At 42.7% G+C, this 20,159-nt stretch carries 12 protein-coding genes and 1 tRNA gene; 7 read left to right on the top strand and 6 right to left on the bottom strand.

What is annotated here, in order from left to right; all coding sequences use genetic code 11:
* Positions 1–301 precede the first annotated feature (301 nt).
* Positions 302–1,687 carry an outer membrane homotrimeric porin gene (locus BUR09_RS08605; RefSeq protein ID WP_074216546.1) on the top strand — a complete coding sequence of 462 codons (1,386 nt, stop codon included), beginning with the start codon at positions 302–304 and terminating at the stop codon, positions 1,685–1,687.
* A gap of 128 nt (positions 1,688–1,815) precedes the next feature.
* On the opposite strand, the gene proX is transcribed toward BUR09_RS08605, so the two are convergent.
* The 5 genes from proX to BUR09_RS08580 form a co-directional block, all read right to left on the bottom strand.
* Entirely contained in the window at positions 1,816–2,841 is a 1,026-nt protein-coding gene (gene proX / locus BUR09_RS08600) for a glycine betaine/L-proline ABC transporter substrate-binding protein ProX (protein ID WP_074216545.1), read from the bottom strand.
* Between the two features lie 26 nt (positions 2,842–2,867).
* Positions 2,868–3,713, bottom strand: a complete 846-nt coding sequence (locus BUR09_RS08595; RefSeq protein ID WP_074216544.1) for an ABC transporter permease — start codon at positions 3,711–3,713, stop codon at positions 2,868–2,870.
* Entirely contained in the window at positions 3,706–4,947 is a 1,242-nt protein-coding gene (proV, locus tag BUR09_RS08590) for a glycine betaine/L-proline ABC transporter ATP-binding protein ProV (protein ID WP_074216543.1), read from the bottom strand. The genes BUR09_RS08595 and proV overlap by 8 nt, the downstream gene beginning before the upstream one ends.
* Before the next feature lie 111 nt (positions 4,948–5,058).
* Positions 5,059–6,273 carry a PAS domain S-box protein gene (locus BUR09_RS08585; protein WP_074216542.1) on the bottom strand — a complete coding sequence of 405 codons (1,215 nt, stop codon included), beginning with the start codon at positions 6,271–6,273 and terminating at the stop codon, positions 5,059–5,061.
* 340 nt (positions 6,274–6,613) lie between these two features.
* Positions 6,614–8,917 carry a mechanosensitive ion channel domain-containing protein gene (locus BUR09_RS08580; RefSeq protein WP_074216541.1) on the bottom strand — a complete coding sequence of 768 codons (2,304 nt, stop codon included), beginning with the start codon at positions 8,915–8,917 and terminating at the stop codon, positions 6,614–6,616.
* Positions 8,918–10,009: 1,092 nt separating this feature from the next.
* Here BUR09_RS08580 and BUR09_RS08575 point away from each other — a divergent pair.
* From BUR09_RS08575 to BUR09_RS08555, 5 genes are all read left to right on the top strand, one after another.
* Positions 10,010–12,955, top strand: a complete 2,946-nt coding sequence (locus BUR09_RS08575; protein ID WP_074216540.1) for an EAL domain-containing protein — start codon at positions 10,010–10,012, stop codon at positions 12,953–12,955.
* Between the two features lie 439 nt (positions 12,956–13,394).
* The gene (locus tag BUR09_RS08570; RefSeq protein ID WP_074216539.1) at positions 13,395–14,039 is read left to right on the top strand and encodes a trimeric intracellular cation channel family protein; all 645 of its coding nucleotides are present in this window, start codon (positions 13,395–13,397) and stop codon (positions 14,037–14,039) included.
* 273 nt (positions 14,040–14,312) lie between these two features.
* Complete coding sequence (locus BUR09_RS08565) at positions 14,313–15,326, top strand: HAD family hydrolase (RefSeq protein WP_074216538.1); 1,014 nt, start codon at positions 14,313–14,315, stop codon at positions 15,324–15,326.
* Complete coding sequence (locus BUR09_RS08560; protein WP_074216537.1) at positions 15,298–15,549, top strand: hypothetical protein; 252 nt, start codon at positions 15,298–15,300, stop codon at positions 15,547–15,549. Before BUR09_RS08565 ends, BUR09_RS08560 begins: the two co-directional genes overlap by 29 nt.
* A 44-nt stretch (positions 15,550–15,593) precedes the next feature.
* The gene (locus BUR09_RS08555) at positions 15,594–16,895 is read left to right on the top strand and encodes an OmpP1/FadL family transporter (RefSeq protein WP_074216536.1); all 1,302 of its coding nucleotides are present in this window, start codon (positions 15,594–15,596) and stop codon (positions 16,893–16,895) included.
* A gap of 139 nt (positions 16,896–17,034) precedes the next feature.
* On the opposite strand, the gene BUR09_RS08550 is transcribed toward BUR09_RS08555, so the two are convergent.
* Positions 17,035–17,112: transfer RNA gene (locus BUR09_RS08550), tRNA-Glu, on the bottom strand.
* 352 nt (positions 17,113–17,464) lie between these two features.
* Here BUR09_RS08550 and polA point away from each other — a divergent pair.
* Positions 17,465–20,104 (top strand): DNA polymerase I, encoded by a 2,640-nt coding sequence (polA, locus tag BUR09_RS08545; RefSeq protein ID WP_074216535.1) that lies wholly within the window; start codon positions 17,465–17,467, stop codon positions 20,102–20,104.
* Positions 20,105–20,159 lie beyond the last annotated feature (55 nt).

Below are 20,159 nucleotides of genomic sequence, written 5' to 3'. Positions count from 1 at the left end.
ACCATACCTGACAGCTAACTCATCATCCCACTTAAATTTCGTAAGACAGTACAACGTTGAACTGCCCCTACGTTCCTGCCTGAGTGAAAGTCACTCCAATACTGGCTTTCAGCCTTTCCTTTTATCCTCAAAAAACTGCATAATGCAGGCTCATCACTTCGTCTGTGCAAACAAATTCTCAGCCTCCGTAATTTGCAATAGATCCAATAAAAGCATCAAACACTATATCATATATAATTCATCCAAAATACTCAGTAGGTTACCGTGCTGACAAAGGTCTATCATCAGCACAGGAGCCGCAATGAAAAATGTAATCTGCATCGTTACTCTCATACTCGTTTGCACCATGGCACTCCCCCCCGCATTTGCCGTGGAAATAAAAGCAACCGGTACATTCTGGAACGTTGCTCAATTTTTGGATCACGATAGCTTTCAAGCTGATAATGGAACAAACAATTTCACGGTACGACAACGATTTCGTTCACAAATTGAAGTCATTGCCAACGAAATGCTATCTGGAATTGCCTACTTTGAAATCAACCATACATGGGGACAAGATTCAAACGGCAATAAATTCGGACGGAGTTCTGGTGGCGACTTAGGAACAGATGGTGTTGGAGTCCAGACTAAGCGTCTCTATTTACACCTCAACATCCCATATACTGAATTAGCTATCTATGCAGGGCTGCAAGGCCTCACATATCCAGGAGCCGTTGCCGGTTCAGTTATCTTTGATGATGACATTGCTGGTGTTGTAGCTACATACGGTCACAGTGAAAAACTTAGTGGTGTTTTAGCCTGGCTCCGCCCATTTGACATTGATACAACAGACAACCAACCGGTAACATCTCACAACCACATGGATATGTTCCTGCTCTCCTTATATTTCCAACCCAAGCATATAAGCTTCAACCCGTATTTTTCGTATGCAACTCTTGGTGAAAACGTAAAGTTCGGTAGCCCTAACTATACATACGACATCGGCCCGTCGTTAGGATTAGACAATAGCTTTATAAATGTTGAGCGAACTGAAAATGCTGATGTTTTCTGGGCTGGTTTAGCTGTTACTGCCGACTTTTCAAACTTCAAACTGTTCTTAGATGGTATTTACGGTAAGCTTACAGCAAATAAAGCCGCAGAGCGCAGTGGTTGGTTCACAGCAGCCAAGCTCACCTATTCTTTTGATAATATTACACCAGGTATTACAGCTTGGTGGGCATCCGGTGATGACAGTAATGCATATGAGGACGGCGCAGGGCGTATGCCATTTGTCAATGCAGGATGGCTCATCAGCTCATATGGATTTGACAACACACACGCTAATGAAACTGGCAACCGCATTGCTGATGCAACAGGTAAGGTCGGTGCTGGAATTGTACTTGAAGACATCACGTTTGTTGACTGGATGACACAACAACTTCAAGTTATTGCAATGTGGGGAACAAACGACTCCAGCATCGTTAAAAACGGTTTTTTAGAAGACCCAACGTCCAACATTGCCAAGTACCTAACCGATAAAGATTTTCTACTGGAAGTAAATTACGAAGCTAACATTGAGCTATACGAACAACTAACCATTATTCCTTCTGTTGCATACATCCACGTAGACCTTGATGAAAGCACTTGGGGCATTTCGAATGTTAGAGATTCTTGGAGAGTAGCTCTCATCACAAAATACACCTACTAGTTAGCCTTCATTCTTACGATGCAAAAAAGCTCTTACATTTTCATGTAAGAGCTTTTCTTTTTTATCTTATGTCTACTTTTGGCTTTCTACCGATCTATTTCAAAAGCAACGTAAGGAGCATATTAAATTTACTCAGCAGCCTTACGCGCTTCCTCAAGCCATCCATTCCATGTAGCTTTATTCTCTGCAATCCATTCATTCACATGACGCTGGATATCTTTATTAGACTTTTCACCACTGTTTAACAGGCTGTTCTGCTTGTTAATATCTTCCAATGGCATCTTAAAGACCTCAAAGAAACGACGTGCAGCTGGGTTCTTCTCTGCAAAAGCCTTGTTAGCAACAATACGGATATCAGATGCAGCAAAGCCCATTTTCAACGGACTGGAAACTGCGCCACAAAGGTTCTCTACTGTCATAATATCCACAAAATCTTTTTCTTCTTCAGACGGGATAATCTCAGGAACGTTAATCCATACTACATCTTCACCCGGCTTGAGCTTAAATACCGTCCAGTTTGGTGTCCATGTGTAAAAGAAAATCGGTTCTCCAGCTTGCTGTGCAGCATAGGCAGCAGCCATGCTTGCTTCATACGCTGCTTTTATTGGCTTCACATATTTTTTGAGACCGTAAATTTTTAAGTGACGGTCAATATCACGTTCGCACCCCCAACCCGGAGGGCATGCTGTCAAATCTGCTTTCCCGTCACCATTTCTATCAAATTCAGCAATAACCTCTGGACGCTTGAAGTCATCCAAGCTCGTAATATTCAACTTCTCTGCAGAAATCTTACTTACAAGGTATCCCTGCAGCCCGCCCGCTTTTACGACATACCCATAAAAAGATGTCTTATCAAAAAAATCACCGCCCATGTAGCTCTTATGGTTTGGGAGCCAAGTGTTTGGCCAGTAATCGACATCACCCATGGCAATAGACTTGTAAGCTAATGCGTTAGGTAAATCCTTTGCTTTTTTGACAGTATAACCGAGTTCCTCGAGACCTCTTTCAACCAACGCCGCATGAAAAAACCCTGTGTTCCAAGTAGCACGAGCAGGTTTAACCACCACTCCTTTTCCAGGAAGCTGGGGAGCAGCAAAAGCCTGAGTCGAACAGAAAAAAATAACTATTACTAACAGCGTAAGACGCTTAACCATTGTATTCTCCTTTAAAAAACTTAGCCCTATTTACTTGCTATGGACTGTGTAATGCGATCCAGCACCACGGCAAGCAGAACAATCGCAAGCCCACCAACGGCAGCTTGGCCGGTATCAAGCGTATTCAATCCAAGCACTACAGGCGAACCAAGACCTCCGGCTCCAATCAACGCAGCAATCACAACCATGGAAAGAGCCATCATTATCGTCTGGTTCAACCCTGCAAGAATGGTTGGCATCGCTAATGGCAACTGAACTTGCAATAACACTTGGAATTCACTCGCACCAAAAGCTTGCGCTGCTTCAACTAACTCAGGATGAACCTGACGTATCCCGAGGCATGTCAGTCTGATAATAGGTGGAATAGCGAAAATGATTGTTGCCAACACACCAGCAGTATTGCCGATGGAAAACAACATTACGATTGGTACAAGGTAAACAAAGGCAGGTGTTGTCTGCATAGCATCAAGAACAGGCCGAATAACTGATTCGAATACCCTGTTTCGTCCTGCTAATACACCAAACGGAATCCCGATAAGGGCACAGAAAAGAACAGAAGACATCACCATAGCAAGGGTAGTCATGGTCGCTTCCCACAATCCCAAGCAAGCGATCAGAACAAAAGAAAGTAGAGAAAAAAGCGCAAGGCGTTTACCAGAGAACTTCCATGCCAACAGCGTAATAACCAGAATTGGAATGTAAAACGGCAGCCAGTTAAGTCCCGCGGACAGCCAGTCCAACGTAACTTCTACTGGAATTTTCACTACCTGAAACACGTCGCGAAAGTTATATACAAGCCAGTCAATCCATTCAGAAATCCACTCAGAAAGCGGGATAATACTTTCGTCTAATGGGATAATATCGCTAAGCATTTGCGACCTCCTCTGCAGCATGAAGAATCTGCTCCGGCTTATGCAGCATTCGCAAGAAACGGCTTTTAGAAACAACCCCCATAAAACGACCTTCATCGTTTAAAACAGGAACTGGACAAGGACTGACAGCAACAACCGGCTGAATATCCGTAAGCAGATCATCCAGACCTATCGTCAGGACATCCTGCAAATACGCATCAGCCAATGTTAAGGAAGAATTTTCCTGCTCGGCTACTTCTCGCAAACTTTCTGTTGAGACCACGCCAATAAGCTTTTTGTCTGGTGTCAAAAGATAGCAGTAATCTCGATCACTATTACTCAGGTATTCTTGTGTGGTAGGAATACTGCCACCTTTTGTAATGATCAGCGTTGGGTGATTATTACGGACAATATCACGTGTGGTAAGAATGCCTGTAGGATCAACACCCTTAAAGAAGGACTTAACGTAGTCATTAGCCGGTGAACGCAAAATTTCTTCTGCAGAACCGACCTGAACAACGACGCCGTCCTGCATGATCGCAATGCGGTCACCTATTCGTATGGCTTCATCAAGGTCATGTGAGATAAAGATAATGGTGCGCTGATGTTGCTGCTGCAGGGTTAACAACTCATCCTGCATTTCAGCTCTTATCAATGGATCAAGAGCTGAAAATGCTTCATCCATAAGCATAATTTCAGGGTCTACGGCAAGAGCTCTGGCTAAGCCAACACGTTGCTGCATACCTCCACTAAGCTGGGATGGAGATGCATCTTCCCATCCGGAAAGTCCCACTTGCTCCAACGCCTCTTTTGCACGAGCATTCCTTTGTTCTTCAGGCACACCGGAAAGCTTGAGGCCAAACGCTGTATTCTCCAACACAGTCAAATGCGGCATAAGAGCAAAAGATTGGAAGACCATACTCATATTGTGAAGGCGAAACTGCACGAGTTCATCAGGAGACATTGTAATAACATCTTTTCCGTCAACGATAACGCTTCCAGCATTTGGTTCAATCAACCTGTTTAGCATTCGAACAAGTGTTGATTTCCCCGAACCGGACAGCCCCATGATTACAAAGATTTCTCCCTCGTACACCGAAAACGAGGCATCCTGCACACCAACTGTCAAACCTGTTTTCTGGTAGATTTCATCTTTAGAAAGTCCTTGTTCCAACAACTGTAATGCACGATTACTTTTGGATCCAAAGATCTTATAAAGATTTTTAACAACAACTTTTTCTTTTTGAGAACTCATTAAAACCCCGTAGTTATAAATTACAGCTACGAGGCTAGCGACCATCGGGTATGGTTACAAGGGGGGTAAGCGGGTATATATCGGGTATGAAATATGGGGCACCATACCCGATTATTCATTTTCGAGATCGGTACGATTTGCCAGATAGGCGGCGAGAGAGATTTTTGTTCCGCAAAGTTTCAACTTTTTGCGAATATTTTTACGATGGCTTTGCAGCGTTTCAAAAGAAATGTTTAATAACTCAGCTATTTCTTTCCCTTTCATCCCCACACATATCAGTTGGCAAATTTCAAGTTGTCTTGCAGACAGCGACAACAGTTCATCAGATACTTCTGAACCGCTTTCCACAATACCTTCAATACGTGATTTAAGGATGCCGCTATAACTTTTCCTAAGATCCTGAGAAGGAACTTCCGCAATTTTATCAATTGTTGGAAGCACGTACTGCTTAACCTGCCCTAGCACTTCGTCACGATACTCCTGTTTTTCCTCCTCAATTGTACGAATAACTGTGCGCAATGTATTATCCATTGATTCCAGTTCTTCTTCACGATCCTTTAGGTTTTCTTCCAGTTCTGTACGAAGGCTTAAGTCTTTCAAAATAATCTGAAAAAGAAGCTGATCAGACAGGCGAACCCGTTTCGCTCTTATAGCTACAGGAACCTCTTCCCCGGAAACTCCTTGTGCAACAAGCTCTGCACACCACGTTTTTCCAGAACGTAACCTGTCGATTCCTAAAGAAGCAATTTGTCGCAATGGCTTACTTATTATGTCGAGAAACGAAATCGAGGATTCCTCTAGTTGATCAAGCGCAAATACTCTTACCGCCTTAGGGTTTGCGCTCAGAATATCAAAAGACTCATCTACGAGAATCGTTGCGTCTGGAGCAGCGTCAAATAATGCCGCAAAAAGCTTAAACGAGTCCTTTCGAGCAGCAATGTTATCCTGCAAATACTCTTCATATGGTTCATATAGTTCTGTCAGAGGCGTTAATGTCGCGACAAAACCACCATTAGGCGCTAACAGTTGCGGAATTGGCATAATCCACAGATTACACGGCCCTTTATCCTTCAAGGTAATACGGCAAGTTCTCCCCGCAGGATACTTACTGAGGAATTTGTTTATATTCCCCACAGAGACTCCCAACAATGACCACAAGGGCTTATTGGTCACTTCAAATCCCCAAAAATTGCGCGCCCCAATACTTTTTTTAATTACAACCCCGTGATCGTCACAAAACAAAACTACATCCTCAATAAAATCAGTCAATTCTTGGAAAACATCTTCAGACTCTGGCTCGATCAAATTAAGCAGCTTTTCTTTCATCTATCTCTCCAAATTGACTGTGTTGATATCCACCTTTTTCATACAGCATAGTGCCAGAAGAGCAATACTTCAAATGAAGGCAGCAAAGCACAAACGCATCACGTCTCACCTATACATTAAATACCTATTTTTAAAAACAATACTTGCTGAATCTTGTTTGTAAAGCATAACAACAAAGCATCCCAAAAAGGAAATTTATAACGTGACACCAATGAAGCATCCGATTGCATTTAGACCCAAAAAAGCTCTTACACTTTCGTGTAAGAGCTTTTTTAAATCTGCTATCCCATTTTTGACTATCTAACTAGCATAACGAAACAATATAAAAATGTTTCTAAACCTAAACTGAACCACTCGTCTCTTTAAGTCCTTCCGCAGAACGAATATGTAAGTCCATCTGCGGAAATGCGATTTCGATGTTCTTCTCTCGAAATGCTTTATCTATTTTAAAGCGCAACTCTGAGATAGTTCTCAACGAATAATCGATGTCATCGATCCATACACGCAGGACAAAATCTAAACTGCTTGCACCAAAATCGTTAAATAAAACCCAAGGCTTTGGATTCTTCAAGACATGCGGCTGCTCGTCAGCTAATTCTAATAACGTGCTTTCTACAAGTTCCGTATCAGAACCATACGCGACCCCGATGAGCAGATCCCGACGTAACGTTGGGTTATTCTTCGTCCAGTTTGTTACCTGATTAGAGATTAAATCGGAATTAGGTATTATAATAGTAGAATTTTCAAAGGTTTCAACGACCGTAGTACGAATGTTGATTTTTTTTACGGTGCACCAAAGCTCCCCAACTTGTATTATATCCTCTTGTTGGATGGAGCGACCAAAAAGCAAAATCAACCCACTGACAAAGTTATTAAAGATCGTCTGCATACCAAAACCAATACCCACGGAGAGACCACCAGCAATAACTGTCAAACTGGTTAAATTCACACCTAGAACACTCATAGCCAAGATACCGAACAAAGCCCACAACGTGTAGGAAGTAATCGTCTGCAATGAATGCATGGTCCCACGCTTAGCTCTCGGCCATCCCTGACCAGTACGTTTTATGTATGTATGAATTACAGCTACAGCCGCACGCGTCAGAAAAAACAGCGCAATAACCATTATAATATTAAAGAGCTGTAAGGAGAATCCTTGCCAGCCAAACTTAAAACCAGCTGTTGCCTTGAATACCCCAGCACCAAAGAAATCATAAAGCCAAAGGCCAGCAAGACCAACTGATGCCGTCCAGATTAGTGGAGACAAAATGCCTATCATTAACGCGCGAACAAATGGGTAAAGTCCTGTTTCCGGTAGACGGGAGATTCCATAAACAGCAAGGCAAGTTCCTGCCATACCGATAGTGTAGGCATAGTAACCGGTAAAAAGTAGCATTCCTCCTAACACGGCCAAACGCCCATAGCCTAATGCAGCAACAAAGATAGAAAAAACAAGCCCCCAAAACCATGGATGCCGAGTTAACCCTCCAGAAAAAGAGAGAAAACGACGTCTCATCACACCAATAACGGCTATCGCAAGAAGAATCCAAAGTGGGATAGCAAGCTGCTCTGGGATAGCAATTACGAGAATGAGGCCGCCTCCGGCAAAAAGCCATGCCAAAGGAGTTCGAGAGGGTTTTGCATATTCACCAAAAGTACGACGAATTATGTTCCCTGCCCACATTGTCCCAAAACTACAAACACTTGCTCCAAGAATAGCGATAACGCCTGTGGTTTGCGGAAAAAAGAAATATTCCGTCAGCAGGATAGATACCCCGGCACTTATCACAGCCCATGCCCCACCAAGCTTACGCATTTCAATTCTATCTTCTCGTTCAAGAAAAAGACGCTTTCCTGCAAAGAAACCTAACCCAGCAAGTAAGCTAAAGATTGTTGCGAAAAAGAATACCTTACTTCCCCAATCAGTTACTGTATTCGTAATACGTCCCTGCCAAATTGGGAGCCTTAAAGAGAACCAATTTGCTGGAGAAAAATGCTGTTGCCAAAAATCTTGAGAAAGAGGTGGGATTTTTCCGGCTAGAAAATAATTTTTCCATCTATCAGGAAGCTCCTTCTCCATCCGCGCCAGAAGAGCAGCAGTCCGTTTCCCCAATTTTTCGGCAGAGGCTAACTCTCTTTTGATTCGTGCCAGTTGTTTGTTCAGTGACTTCTGAAGTTTTCCTAACCTGCCAAGATAACCTTCAAAATTACCAACAACATCTGGAGAAAGTTTCTTTAACGCTTTTGTATTAAGCTCTACTGTCGCATTATTTAGACTTTCAACTCTTGCCTCGACCTGATTTTGAAGGTCCTTCAAGGATTCAGTAATCCCCCCCAACTTATTATTAAGTTCAGCAAGATGAGCATACAACTCCCGAAGTCCCATCGGAGTAGCTCCAGCTATCCCTTGGCTGAGAACTATCTGCTGATACGCGGAGTAGTTTGCGAGTAACTCTGACTTAATCTTTTTAATCTGAGCATCACCGGCCTCCCGTAAAACGTTTTCCTCGTCTTCAAGAACAGCCAAAACCTTAAGCCGCTCTGAATCAACTGTACGCGCCTGCTCTTCCGCACCTTGAGCTAACACCGAAAGGGGAAAAGTAAGGATAGAAAATATGAAAAGAGCAAAAACTAAACGCTTCATCCAGTGAGTCCTTTTTGTAATTGTTAGTACCGCAGAGTATCTCAAGTCACATGCGACACAACATTCATTTATTAAAACAAACAGTTACAGAAACACAACAGGCAAAAAAATCTGTTTTTCTATCAGTTAGCAACACAAAAACAATGAGTTAATGCTTGTCGCAGTGTACCTTCTGCCTCGCATATCATTAGCCACAACGCAATAAAATCCCAAGTTGTCTCTATCCAAAATCCCTCAAACTCTCTGCAGCTTAAATAAATTGATACCACTCAGGCTATATAACCTATCATTTTTCACATTACAAAAGTCATAACTTGAGTAAAAAACTTAATATTTCAATACTGATAAACACTGTACACAATGTTGATTAAAACTTGTCTAGCAATATATGTTAAAAAACACACGTCTCAACACACTCTTTTTTCTATTAAAAAAATACATTGTAACAAAGCTCCTACCTAGCTTTTACATTTTGACATCTCTCACTTAGATTGAAAAATTTTATTTTGCATTATAGTACGAGTGGTGCACTTTTTTACATTTGTCTCATAAAATTTATTTTTAGATTTTTTTGCCGATTAGCTATTAGCTATCTGTATAATAAAATTACAAAACAACACTGCACTGTGAAAGATAGTCAGTTTAAAGTAAATGTTAGCATCATTACTTAACTAACTTTTTATTAAAACGCTGCTAAACACATGTCAGCTTTTTAACAAACACTATAAAATAGTTTTTCATCCTATTTATGCTTAATGCATCTATTATAGCACCGTTAAAATTGAACATGTTATCTTCTTAAACCGAATAGAACTATAACATCGCCGTAGAAAATGTCATTCAAGTAACGCTGGCTTTCTCCTGCCAACCATGAAGACTCAATCAACATTACTCTCTAGTAAGTTACGTTAGAAGCCACGACATTGTGGCAGGATCAATATGCGACATCCTTTTTTTACGACAATACGAACAAAAATATTCACGCTTCTTTTTATAGCTTTCACAATTACACTATATCTGACGGCATACTCCTCACACTATCTAATAATGCAAGGATTTCAGTCTATTGAAGATGGGCTAGCCAGAAACGATATGGAACGCGTTCGTGAATCCATTACTAACGAATTTGAAAAATTAACATCGTTTACAGTAGACTGGGCATGCTGGGATGACAGCCACACTTTTGTTCGTAATGGAAATCAAGAGTTCATTTCATCAAATTTAAGTAAAGAGACTTTTGAAAACCTTGGGGTTAGCTTTATGCTCTACTTTGATAAAAAAGGGAGAGCCGTATACACCCGTAGCTATGACCCTCAACGTAACGCACTAGTAGATGCTTCCCCAGAACTACTTGCGCACTTTTCGCAAAATTCTCCTTTTTTGCTAACTCCAACAATCAGGACTATCACTAAAGGATTTCTCAATCTTTCTGGAAAAATATTTCTAATTGTAACGCACCCTATTATTACCAGTGAATTTGTCGGTCCAATCAATGGAGTATTGGTAATGGGGCAACCTTTTGACGAATCCCTTCTAAAATCTTTGGTGGCGACTACAGGCGTAGATTTTTCTATGAAAATTGCTGACCCAGCCACGCAACCAACTTCCCATAAAAACAATACTCCACTTAACTTTGAATATTCAAAAGATCACATTTTATCGGGACTATTTTATTCAGACTACCAAGGGCATGACGCTTTTGAGCTTTTAATACGGTCTCCAAGAAATGTAAGTAAACTCGGAGACAAGACAACAGCCTTGACTCTTGTGCTCATGCTGTTTGTAGGCGGTCTTCTTGCCTCGTTCATTTTCTATATTCTAGAAAAATATATTCTCTTACGTTTAAAGCGCCTGCGCGAACAGGTTACTCAAATTGATAGCGACTCAAATGAGGCAGAAATCTTTTTGGATGGCGAAGACGAACTCACCGACCTCGCAAACGGTATCAGCGAAATGCGGCAGGCAATTGGACGTCAAGAAAAGTTTCTTACTGAAGCATTAGATAGCTTAGGAGTCGGGATTGTCATGGTTGACCCTGAAACTCGTACTATCGTTGATGCAAACCATTTTGCCCTTAATATGTTGAAGCTGGACAAGAAAGGTCTCATCGGTAGCCACTGTAAGAGATTCATTTGCCCCGATAAGTCTGGAAATTGCCCAGTCATGGATCAACATAAAGATGGTGATTTGAGAACGTGCGGAATTACCGACTCCAACGGCAATCATATTCCTGTCTTTAAGTCAGTACGAAAACTCGAAAAAGACGGAAAAACAATGTTGTTGGAGTCTTTCATGGACTTAAGCGAGCTTGAAAAAACACAAAGGGAATTACGTGTTTCCAAAGACCGTTATCAAGCTCTGTTTATGAATACAGGAACAGCTACAGCCATTCTGGGAGACGATTACTCCTTAGTTTTTGCAAATAACGAGTGTGCTAAACTTTTGGGCTATGAACTTAGCGAGTTAAAATCCGGAATGACATGGACACAATTCGTTGATCCATTATGTCTTCCCTTTGTAGAAAAAACTCATCAGGAACGACGCACTAATCCTTCCCGTGCCCCTAAAAGGTATGAAAGCCGAGCTGTTAGAAAAGACGGGGAAACCAGAGATGTCATGGTCACAGTAGCGCTACTTCCTGAGAGCAGCGAATATGTTGTTTCCATGATTGACATTTCTGAACAAAAAGCCGCTGAAAAAAAACTGGTATTTCAAGCTCTTCATGACCCATTGACCAAATTGCCAAACAGAACCTTTCTTGAAGAAAAGCTATTGCAGTCATTTAAAAAGTCAGACCAATCAGGAAAGCTTACGGGCCTGTTAATGCTCGACATGGATCGATTTAAATATATTAACGATACGTTTGGTCACTCTCTTGGCGATCAGTTGTTAGCTCATGTGGCCGATAGGCTGCAGGACATCGTACGGGAGCAAGACATGGTTGCTCGTTTCGGCGGCGATGAATTTGTTATCGTAGCTGATGAAATTTCAGAGATCGAAGAACTTGTGCTTAAAGCTCAAGAAGCTATTTCATGCTTTAAAAAACCAATTCAACTATTTGAAAACTCACTATATTTGGGGTTAACTGTAGGGGTAGCAACGTACCCAATAGACGGAACAACCCCTGACGAACTGATTAAAAATGCTGACATTGCAATGTATCGTGCAAAAGAGATGGGCAAAAATACGTACGCTGTTTTCTCTGACGAAATGAATAACGGTGTGCATCAGAAACTTCATCTTGAATCTGATCTACGTGAAGCTTTGGCGCTAAATCAGTTTATCGTGCATTATCAGCCTCAAATTGACATCGAAACAGGAACAGCTTTTGGCGTTGAAGCGTTGGTACGATGGCAAAAACCAGATGGCACTCTCGTTTCTCCAGCGCAGTTCATTCCTGTAGCGGAAGAAACAGGACTTATTTCTCAGCTGGATATGTGGGTTCTGGAAACCTCATGTCGTGCAGGCAAAATTTGGCATGACCTGCAGCTTGATCTTCGTGTTTCAGTCAATTTCTCTACTCGACTTTTACACCAAAACGATATTGTTGAACGCGTGGTGGAAATTCTTAAACGTACCGGGTTCTCTGCTGATCGTTTAACTATCGAAATTACAGAAACAACTCTTATGCATGACGTAACTCGTTCGCTCCGCACCATAAAAGCGTTGCGTGAACATGGCATAAGTTTTTCTCTGGATGACTTTGGTACTGGGTATTCTTCACTCAGTTATCTCAGAACATTGCCAATCCAGACTTTGAAAGTTGATCGAAGTTTCATCAAGGACTTGGGAACCAATACCCCTGATGCTGCGTCATTAGTTAAATCCATAATTGGCCTAGCAACTAACCTTGGTCTCGATGTTGTTGCGGAAGGTGTAGAAACCTTAGAACAACAAGAATTTCTTATGAAACATAATTGCTTCAAAATTCAAGGCTACTATTATGCACCGCCACTCCCAGAGAAAGATGCTCTTATCTGGATTCAACACTTTCTAAATAAAGACCTTAAAAATGATTCTCCGCAAGATGCTGTCTAATATACGATAGTCATTCGTAACAACACGCCAGTTACACATTTAAATGCTAATCTTAAAAAAGGACTTATACGAAAATGTAAGTCCTTTTCTTTTTCAGGCTCCCCCTTAAGGAATTTTTTCGGCACCTGAATGAAAGCGTAATTGTGCATTCGCAAAAGTCAAAAAAAGATAAAAAAAGCATATATCAATTCATAACATCCACATCTTATTCAACTTCATTACATCCAAACACATTCCTCACAAATTCAATCAGTTAACTCAGCAGTTAAAAATTCTTTTCAAAGAGACTCAAGACCGATTGACGACACCGCACGAAGCCACTATGAGTGCAGCGGTCATATAGCTATTGAGCATTATTTCATAAAGAAACAGTGAAGGTGAGGCAGCATGAAGAACCACTTTCGCAACTTATATAGGCATCGGCAATAGGACAAACAGAATGGAAGCATTAAGTTACTTTACAGCTATGGCAGGAACTGTTGCCTTTGCCGTTACAGCCGTGCTTGCGGTTTCTAAACGAGGCATCGACCTTTTTGGCGCATGCGTACTTGGTATTACCACCGCAATCGGCGGGGGGACAATCAGAGATCTTGTCCTTGATGTGCCTGTTTTTTGGGCTACTGATCTCAACTACATATGGGTCGGACTTATCTCAAGCCTTGCAACATTTGTTGCACTCCCCTTTTTCAAAAGGAAATTTATTTACCTGCTTTTATTGTATATTGATGGATTTGGAGCATCTCTTTTTGCAATTCAAGCAATGGATAAAGTCTGGGAATTAAATTTCGGACTACCAGTCGCTCCCATCTTACTGGGTGTAACAACTGCTATTGGCGGCGGAGTGACCCGTGATGTACTTGCAGGTCGAAAAACCCTTATAATGTCAAGAGAACTTTATGCAACTCCAGTTCTCTTCGGTTGCATACTCTTTTCCATAGCATCGTATGTACTTCCTGAATACAGAGCGACTTGGGCATCTGTCTGCATTGCAATCATCTTTGGCATTCGTTCTGCAGCTATCCACTGGAAACTCTCTGTTCCCAATTGGCTGATGACACAAACTGCAGAAGACGATCTCGACTAATTTTCAATTGAATTTAAACCACTACATGTCACTTGAAGTAATCTCATTATCAAAGCTGCATTAGTCGCAAAGAGTTCTCGGACCTAAATCCCACTCTTATCTTCCCTCATGTCGAAACTGTTTCAAAAGAAACCAATTGCGCCCCACCCTCTCCCTCAAACATGGTAAAAAAGTATATTTTTCATAATATTACAATGAATATACTTTTTCTCTTGCTGCACTAACTCTTACAGTACTGTAAGCAAATACTGCAGAAACATATCAGGAGATATCATGTTTTCAATTCGCCAGCGTCTTAAGTCCCAAAGCTATCTTTTGGCTGTTGGGCTATTCGTGATTCTCACTCTGTGCCTGTTTTCCATCGCAAAAGCCTCTGACCCACTTCCTTCATGGAACAATGGAGTCGTAAAAACTAAAATTCTACAGTTTGTTTCAGACATCACAAACAAAGCCAGTAAGGACTATGTACTACCTGAGCAACGCATAGCTGTCTTCGACAACGATGGAACCTTGTGGGTTGAACAACCGATATCCACACAACATGTTTTCATCTTCGACCAAATAAAAAAGCTGGTACCGAATCACCCAGAATGGAAGACCACACAGCCTTTCAAGGCACTTCTAGAAGGAGACATGGAAACTGTCGGCAAGTTTGGCACAAAAGGCTTCCTTAAAATGATCATCGGCACACACTCCGGCATGACAGCCACAGAGTTCGCCAACGAGGTCAGCCAATGGATTTCCAAAGCCAAGCATCCACGCTTTAACCGGCTGTACACAAAGCTGGTCTATCAACCCCAACTTGAATTATTGGCTTATTTACGAGCCAACGGTTTCAAAACCTATATAATTTCCGGCAGTGGAATGGAGTTCATGCGACCATGGACCGAAAAAATCTATGGAATTCCCCCTGAACAGGTTGTCGGCTCAAGTGTAGCCGTCGAATTTAAGATGATCGACGGCAAACCAGCTATTATTCGGCTCCCAAAAGTAAATTTCATCAATAACAATGCCGGAAAACCCGTCGGCATATATCAACATATTGGGCGTCGCCCTATCCTTGCTTTTGGTAACTCAGACGCAGACATACAGATGGTTCAATACACCAAGGCAGGAAACGGTAAAAGCTTAGGACTTTTTCTTCATCACAACGACGCCAAGCGTGAATATGCCTATGATCGTAAAGGCCACATAGGAACATTAGATAAAGCACTCGACATTGCATCAGAAAATGACTGGATCATCGTAGATATGAAACATGACTGGAAACACATACTTCCGAATTAAAAATAGACGCACCGATCAAATAACAGCTCAATATGCAAGCCACGTATTCAAAGCATCTGGTCAGAAATTTATTGTGCCAGTAGGTGGCGGCATCGGAAAGGTTGTTAAAGTCTGGGGTGTCCCCATCAACTTACAGGTACAAGTATTTTACAATGCCATTGCTCCGGACGAAATCGGGGACTACTCAGCGCGGTTTCAAATACAACTTCTCTTTCCAGAATAACCAGTCAATAACACACCTAGCCGAGCTTATTTCGGAAAAACCGTATGAAATCTACACGCAGTTGCACGTTACGCTATCTAACCGCTGTATTCACCATAATACTACTTCTTGGAAAATATGCTGCGGTGCCCTGCTATGCCGGAGGGGTATGGCTCTACGAAATTGGCACACCTGACCTTGGTACTGCCACAGCCGGAAGAAGCGCCACAGCATTAGATGCTTCAGTCGCAATAACCAACCCGGCAGCAATGCCCTACCTAGACCGGCCACAACTCATGATGGGATTTCAAGCACTCATTATTAATTCTGAATTCTCTAAAGATCTAAGCAGATATGAGGGTGGGGATGGCGGAAACGCTGGTGGAATTATGCCAGCAGGCAGTTTCAGCTATGCAGCCCCAGTTAATGAGCACACTTGGCTTGGAGTTGGTTTTGGTTCCTACTTCGGATTAGGGCTAGATTATGATGATAACTGGAGCGGAAGATACTATGTACAAGAATCATCTTTGATTACAGCGGGAGCCAGTGTAAGCCTTGGCACCAAGATAACTGAATCATTTTCAATAGGTGCTGGTATTGATGTCCTAGTAGCAAAGCTTTTAATAAAAACAGCTATCAACAATTTTCCTCTTCGCAATTCTGCAAATGACGGAGAACTGAAAGTAGATGCCACCACCACTGGCATAGGCGCTAATTTAGGATTTTTTTATACCATTACCCCTGCACTGCGTGCAGGTCTTACCTACCGGTCCCCCATTAAGCTAGACTTTGATGACGCAGTCTCTATCTCTAACCTTGGTCCAATCCTTGAAAAAACTCTTACCGCTTCACAATTACTAGGCAAAGAACTGGATGTTACTATTACAATCCCCCAAGCAGTAAGCCTAGGAGTAGAATACGATATTACAAAAAAATGGGCTGTACTCGGTAATTTTGGATGGCAAAACTGGAGTCAGTTTGGAGAGCTGGAAGTATCAATATCCAACACTAACATTTCAGATGCTGTGATTGACCTAGATTACAACGACACATGGCATTTTGCGATAGGGATACGGGGAAGAATCGCCCCAAAATGGATATGGTCTACAGGGGCAGCGTACGACACATCACCATGTTCAGAAAGTAACCGGTCTCCTGCCCTGCCACTGGACAGACAACTACGCTACGCAACAGGCGTTCAATACGAAATAGATGACGATGTAACCATCGGACTAGCTTATCAGTTCCTTGATGCCGGGAAGGGCAAAATAAATAAAGAAGGAGGTCCACTTACAGGCCCCTTGAAAGGAGAGTATTCACCCAATCACATACACTATGTTGCTATAAATGTGGGATGGAAATTTTAACCCCCTTCCCATTAATTTATTACGCCATCCAGTCATACAACCCAATTGGGCTAAAAAAATTTACACGGCTTGTTTACACCTCTTGTGCTCCAGATACAAAAAAAGCACCTACATATACATGCAAGTGCTTGATTTACTTTGGCGTCCCCAGGGGGATTTGAACCCCCGTCGCCTGCGTGAAAGGCAGGTGTCCTGGGCCAGGCTAGACGATGGGGACGCTTCTTTTGTGCTTCGTGAGTTCCCTCACGTGCGAAAAGGTATTTATGGAAATCAGTGCCACCTGTCAAACAGTTTTTTATCTTTTTTTTAGTTTTTTTCTCAAACAATATGACCTTCATAGCAAATTACAAATAATACCGAATAATTAACTAAAAAATACACTTTTTCTTTTTTTTCTGTCCCTCATTCCACACCAAAGTTTTAGTGTTTGCAGGCAGCAAAGTTAGTAGGTATCATCCCTTTTTGCACAATGCATTTGCAGATGAAGCGGCAGCGATTTTTCCATTTCTTATTCCTGACAACGCAGCCATGCCGCTATGGTAGCAACCCCAACCACCTATCTATAATATATGTCTTTACAAGAACGCCTTGGTCTTACTTCTAAGCCTGTCTACCTTATTGACGGCTCCGCATTCATTTTTCGGGCATTTTACGCCATGCAGCACCTTAAACGTGCAGATGGTTTCCCTACCAACGCCTTATTTATTGTTTCTCGTATCCTCATGAAAATGCTGCGGGATGAGTCTCCGGAACACATCGCCTTTGTTCTTGATGGACGTGGTAAGAACTTCCGTCACGAACTCTATGGTGAATATAAAGCCAACCGTTCTGCTACTCCTGAAGATCTGGTATTACAGCTCGAACCAATCAGAGAGATGGTAAAGCATCTCGGCATTCATCTCATTGTATCCAACGGTTGTGAAGCAGATGACTGCATTGCTGCACTGGCAAAACGACTCAAAAAAGATAACCCTGTTGTTATTGTTGGCGCTGATAAAGACTTAAAACAGTGCCTTGATGCAAATGTGTTTCTTTGGGATCCAGGTGCAAAACAAGAAAAACTCACCAGCCTTGAAGATTTCATGGAAGAGACCAACCTGAGTCCTGCTCAATGGGCAGACTATCAGGCAATCATCGGTGACTCTTCAGATAACATTCCAGGCGTTCCTGGAATCGGCCCAAAAACTGCCGATAAAATTTTTGCTGAATTTAAAAGTCTGGAAGAAATCCGTGACCGATTTGATGAACTCAAGCCGAACCTGCAAAAGAAATTTGCAGACCACCTCGACAACATGTTCATCTTCCGCCAGCTTACAACACTTAATACAGACACCTGTGACCAAGAAAAGCTGGAAGACTTTAAACTGGAGCCTGTTAATCGCGATACGCTGCTCGACTTTGTTAAAGAATACGAACTTCGTGCGCTTGTCCGTGAAGTAAACACCCTATCTCATGCAGATGCGCCAGCGCCGGAACCTAAGAAGAAAAAAGTCGCAACCGATCAGCTCGGTCTTTTTGGCGGCGGAGAAAAAATCGTTCCCGACGAGCCGGACGCTAGCCCTGCCATGTCAGCTAGTGACGTAACAGGTCTCACTTCCTGCAAAGACAAGCGCGTGGCAGTGCTGCTTAAAGAACAGACTGAAAACAATTCTGTACTTGTTGCAATTGAACAGACAGAATTCCTCTACGCAGGGAAAATGGATGAACTTGCAGAGTTCTGCACCGCTGCAAAGCAAATAATCACACCAGATGCAAAAGCGCTTTTCCGCCAGCATGCAGGCTGGTCTTCCATTGATCCGAACAAGCTGCTTGACCTAGGGCTGATGGCATACCTGCTAAACCCAGAAGATCGCGACTACTCATGGAAAAAACTTTCCCGAAAAGCAGACGAGCTGGATATCTCCCGTAAAAACGGTGGGCTTCTCGCTCTTGCCATTGCTGAAGAACTTGAACGCAGTCTGGATGGCGGCCACTTACGTCCGCTTATGCTCGACATCGAACTGCCGCTCGTCGGCGTACTGGCCGATATGGAAGAAGCGGGTATCCGCATTGACCGTGTGGCATTTGAAGAATTCCTGAAAGAAGTGCAGGCAGACCTCAACAATTTGACCCGTTCCATCTACGACATCGCTGGCAAGCCGTTCAATATCCGTTCTGCGCAGCAACTCGGTAACGTGCTATTCGAAGATTTAGGTCTTGCTTCCAAAACAAAAACAAGCGGTGGACAAGCTTCCACATCGCAGGCTGTTCTTGAAAAATTAGCTGGACAACACAAGATCATCGATCTGATTCTGGAATACAGAAAACTCGAAAAGCTGCGCTCTACCTATCTTGAGCCGTTACCGAAGCTTGCTGATAAAAATGACCGTATCCACACTACGTTCAACCAGCTTGCAACAGCAACAGGTCGCTTATCTTCAAGCAACCCGAACCTGCAAAACATCCCTGCACGCGGTGAGTTTGGTACCCGCATGCGCAGTTGTTTCGTGGCGGCTGAAGGCAAAAAACTTGTCTCCGCTGACTACTCTCAGGTTGAGCTGCGCGTACTTGCCCATTGTTCACAAGACCCGACCCTGCTGGATGCATTCAAACAGGACAAAGATATTCACAGCAGCACTGCTGCATTACTCTTTGACAAAACAGTTGAAGAAGTATCAGCAGACCAGCGACGCGATGCAAAGACCATCAACTTTGGCCTTATCTACGGCATGGGTCCTCAAAAGCTGGCTGGCGAACTCAAAATCTCCCTTAAGGAAGCAAAAAAGTTTATCGCACGCTACTTTGAAAAATTGCAGCATCTGAAAGAATTCTACGACAACGTAGAAGAAGACACCAAGAAGCTCGGTTACGTAGCAACGCTTGCAAGCAGACGCCGCTACCTGCCGGAAATCAACTCCGGCAACAACATGCTGCAGTCACAGGCTCGCAGACAGGCTATTAACACCGTCATTCAGGGCAGTGCAGCTGATATCATTAAGATCGCCATGATTAAGACTGCGGAAGACCAGCAGCTCAAGCAGCTGGGTGCGCAGCTTATTCTTCAGATTCACGATGAATTGGTACTTGAAGTACCTACCGAGAACGCTGAAGCTGCAGCACGTCGTCTTCAGGAAATCATGTCAAACGTCGCACCAGATGGTAAGAATCTGATGGACGTACCGCTCAAGGTTGACGCAGGAATTGGCGATCGTTGGAACGAAGCCCATTAATTTTTTAATGCCTTCGGCGAGTCTCCGACGGCTGGGTGAAACCTTTCTGTAGAAA

It is taken from the genome of Halodesulfovibrio marinisediminis DSM 17456, assembly GCF_900129975.1.
GTDB lineage: Bacteria > Desulfobacterota > Desulfovibrionia > Desulfovibrionales > Desulfovibrionaceae > Halodesulfovibrio > Halodesulfovibrio marinisediminis.
This window is presented reverse-complemented; position numbering and strand designations above follow the sequence as displayed.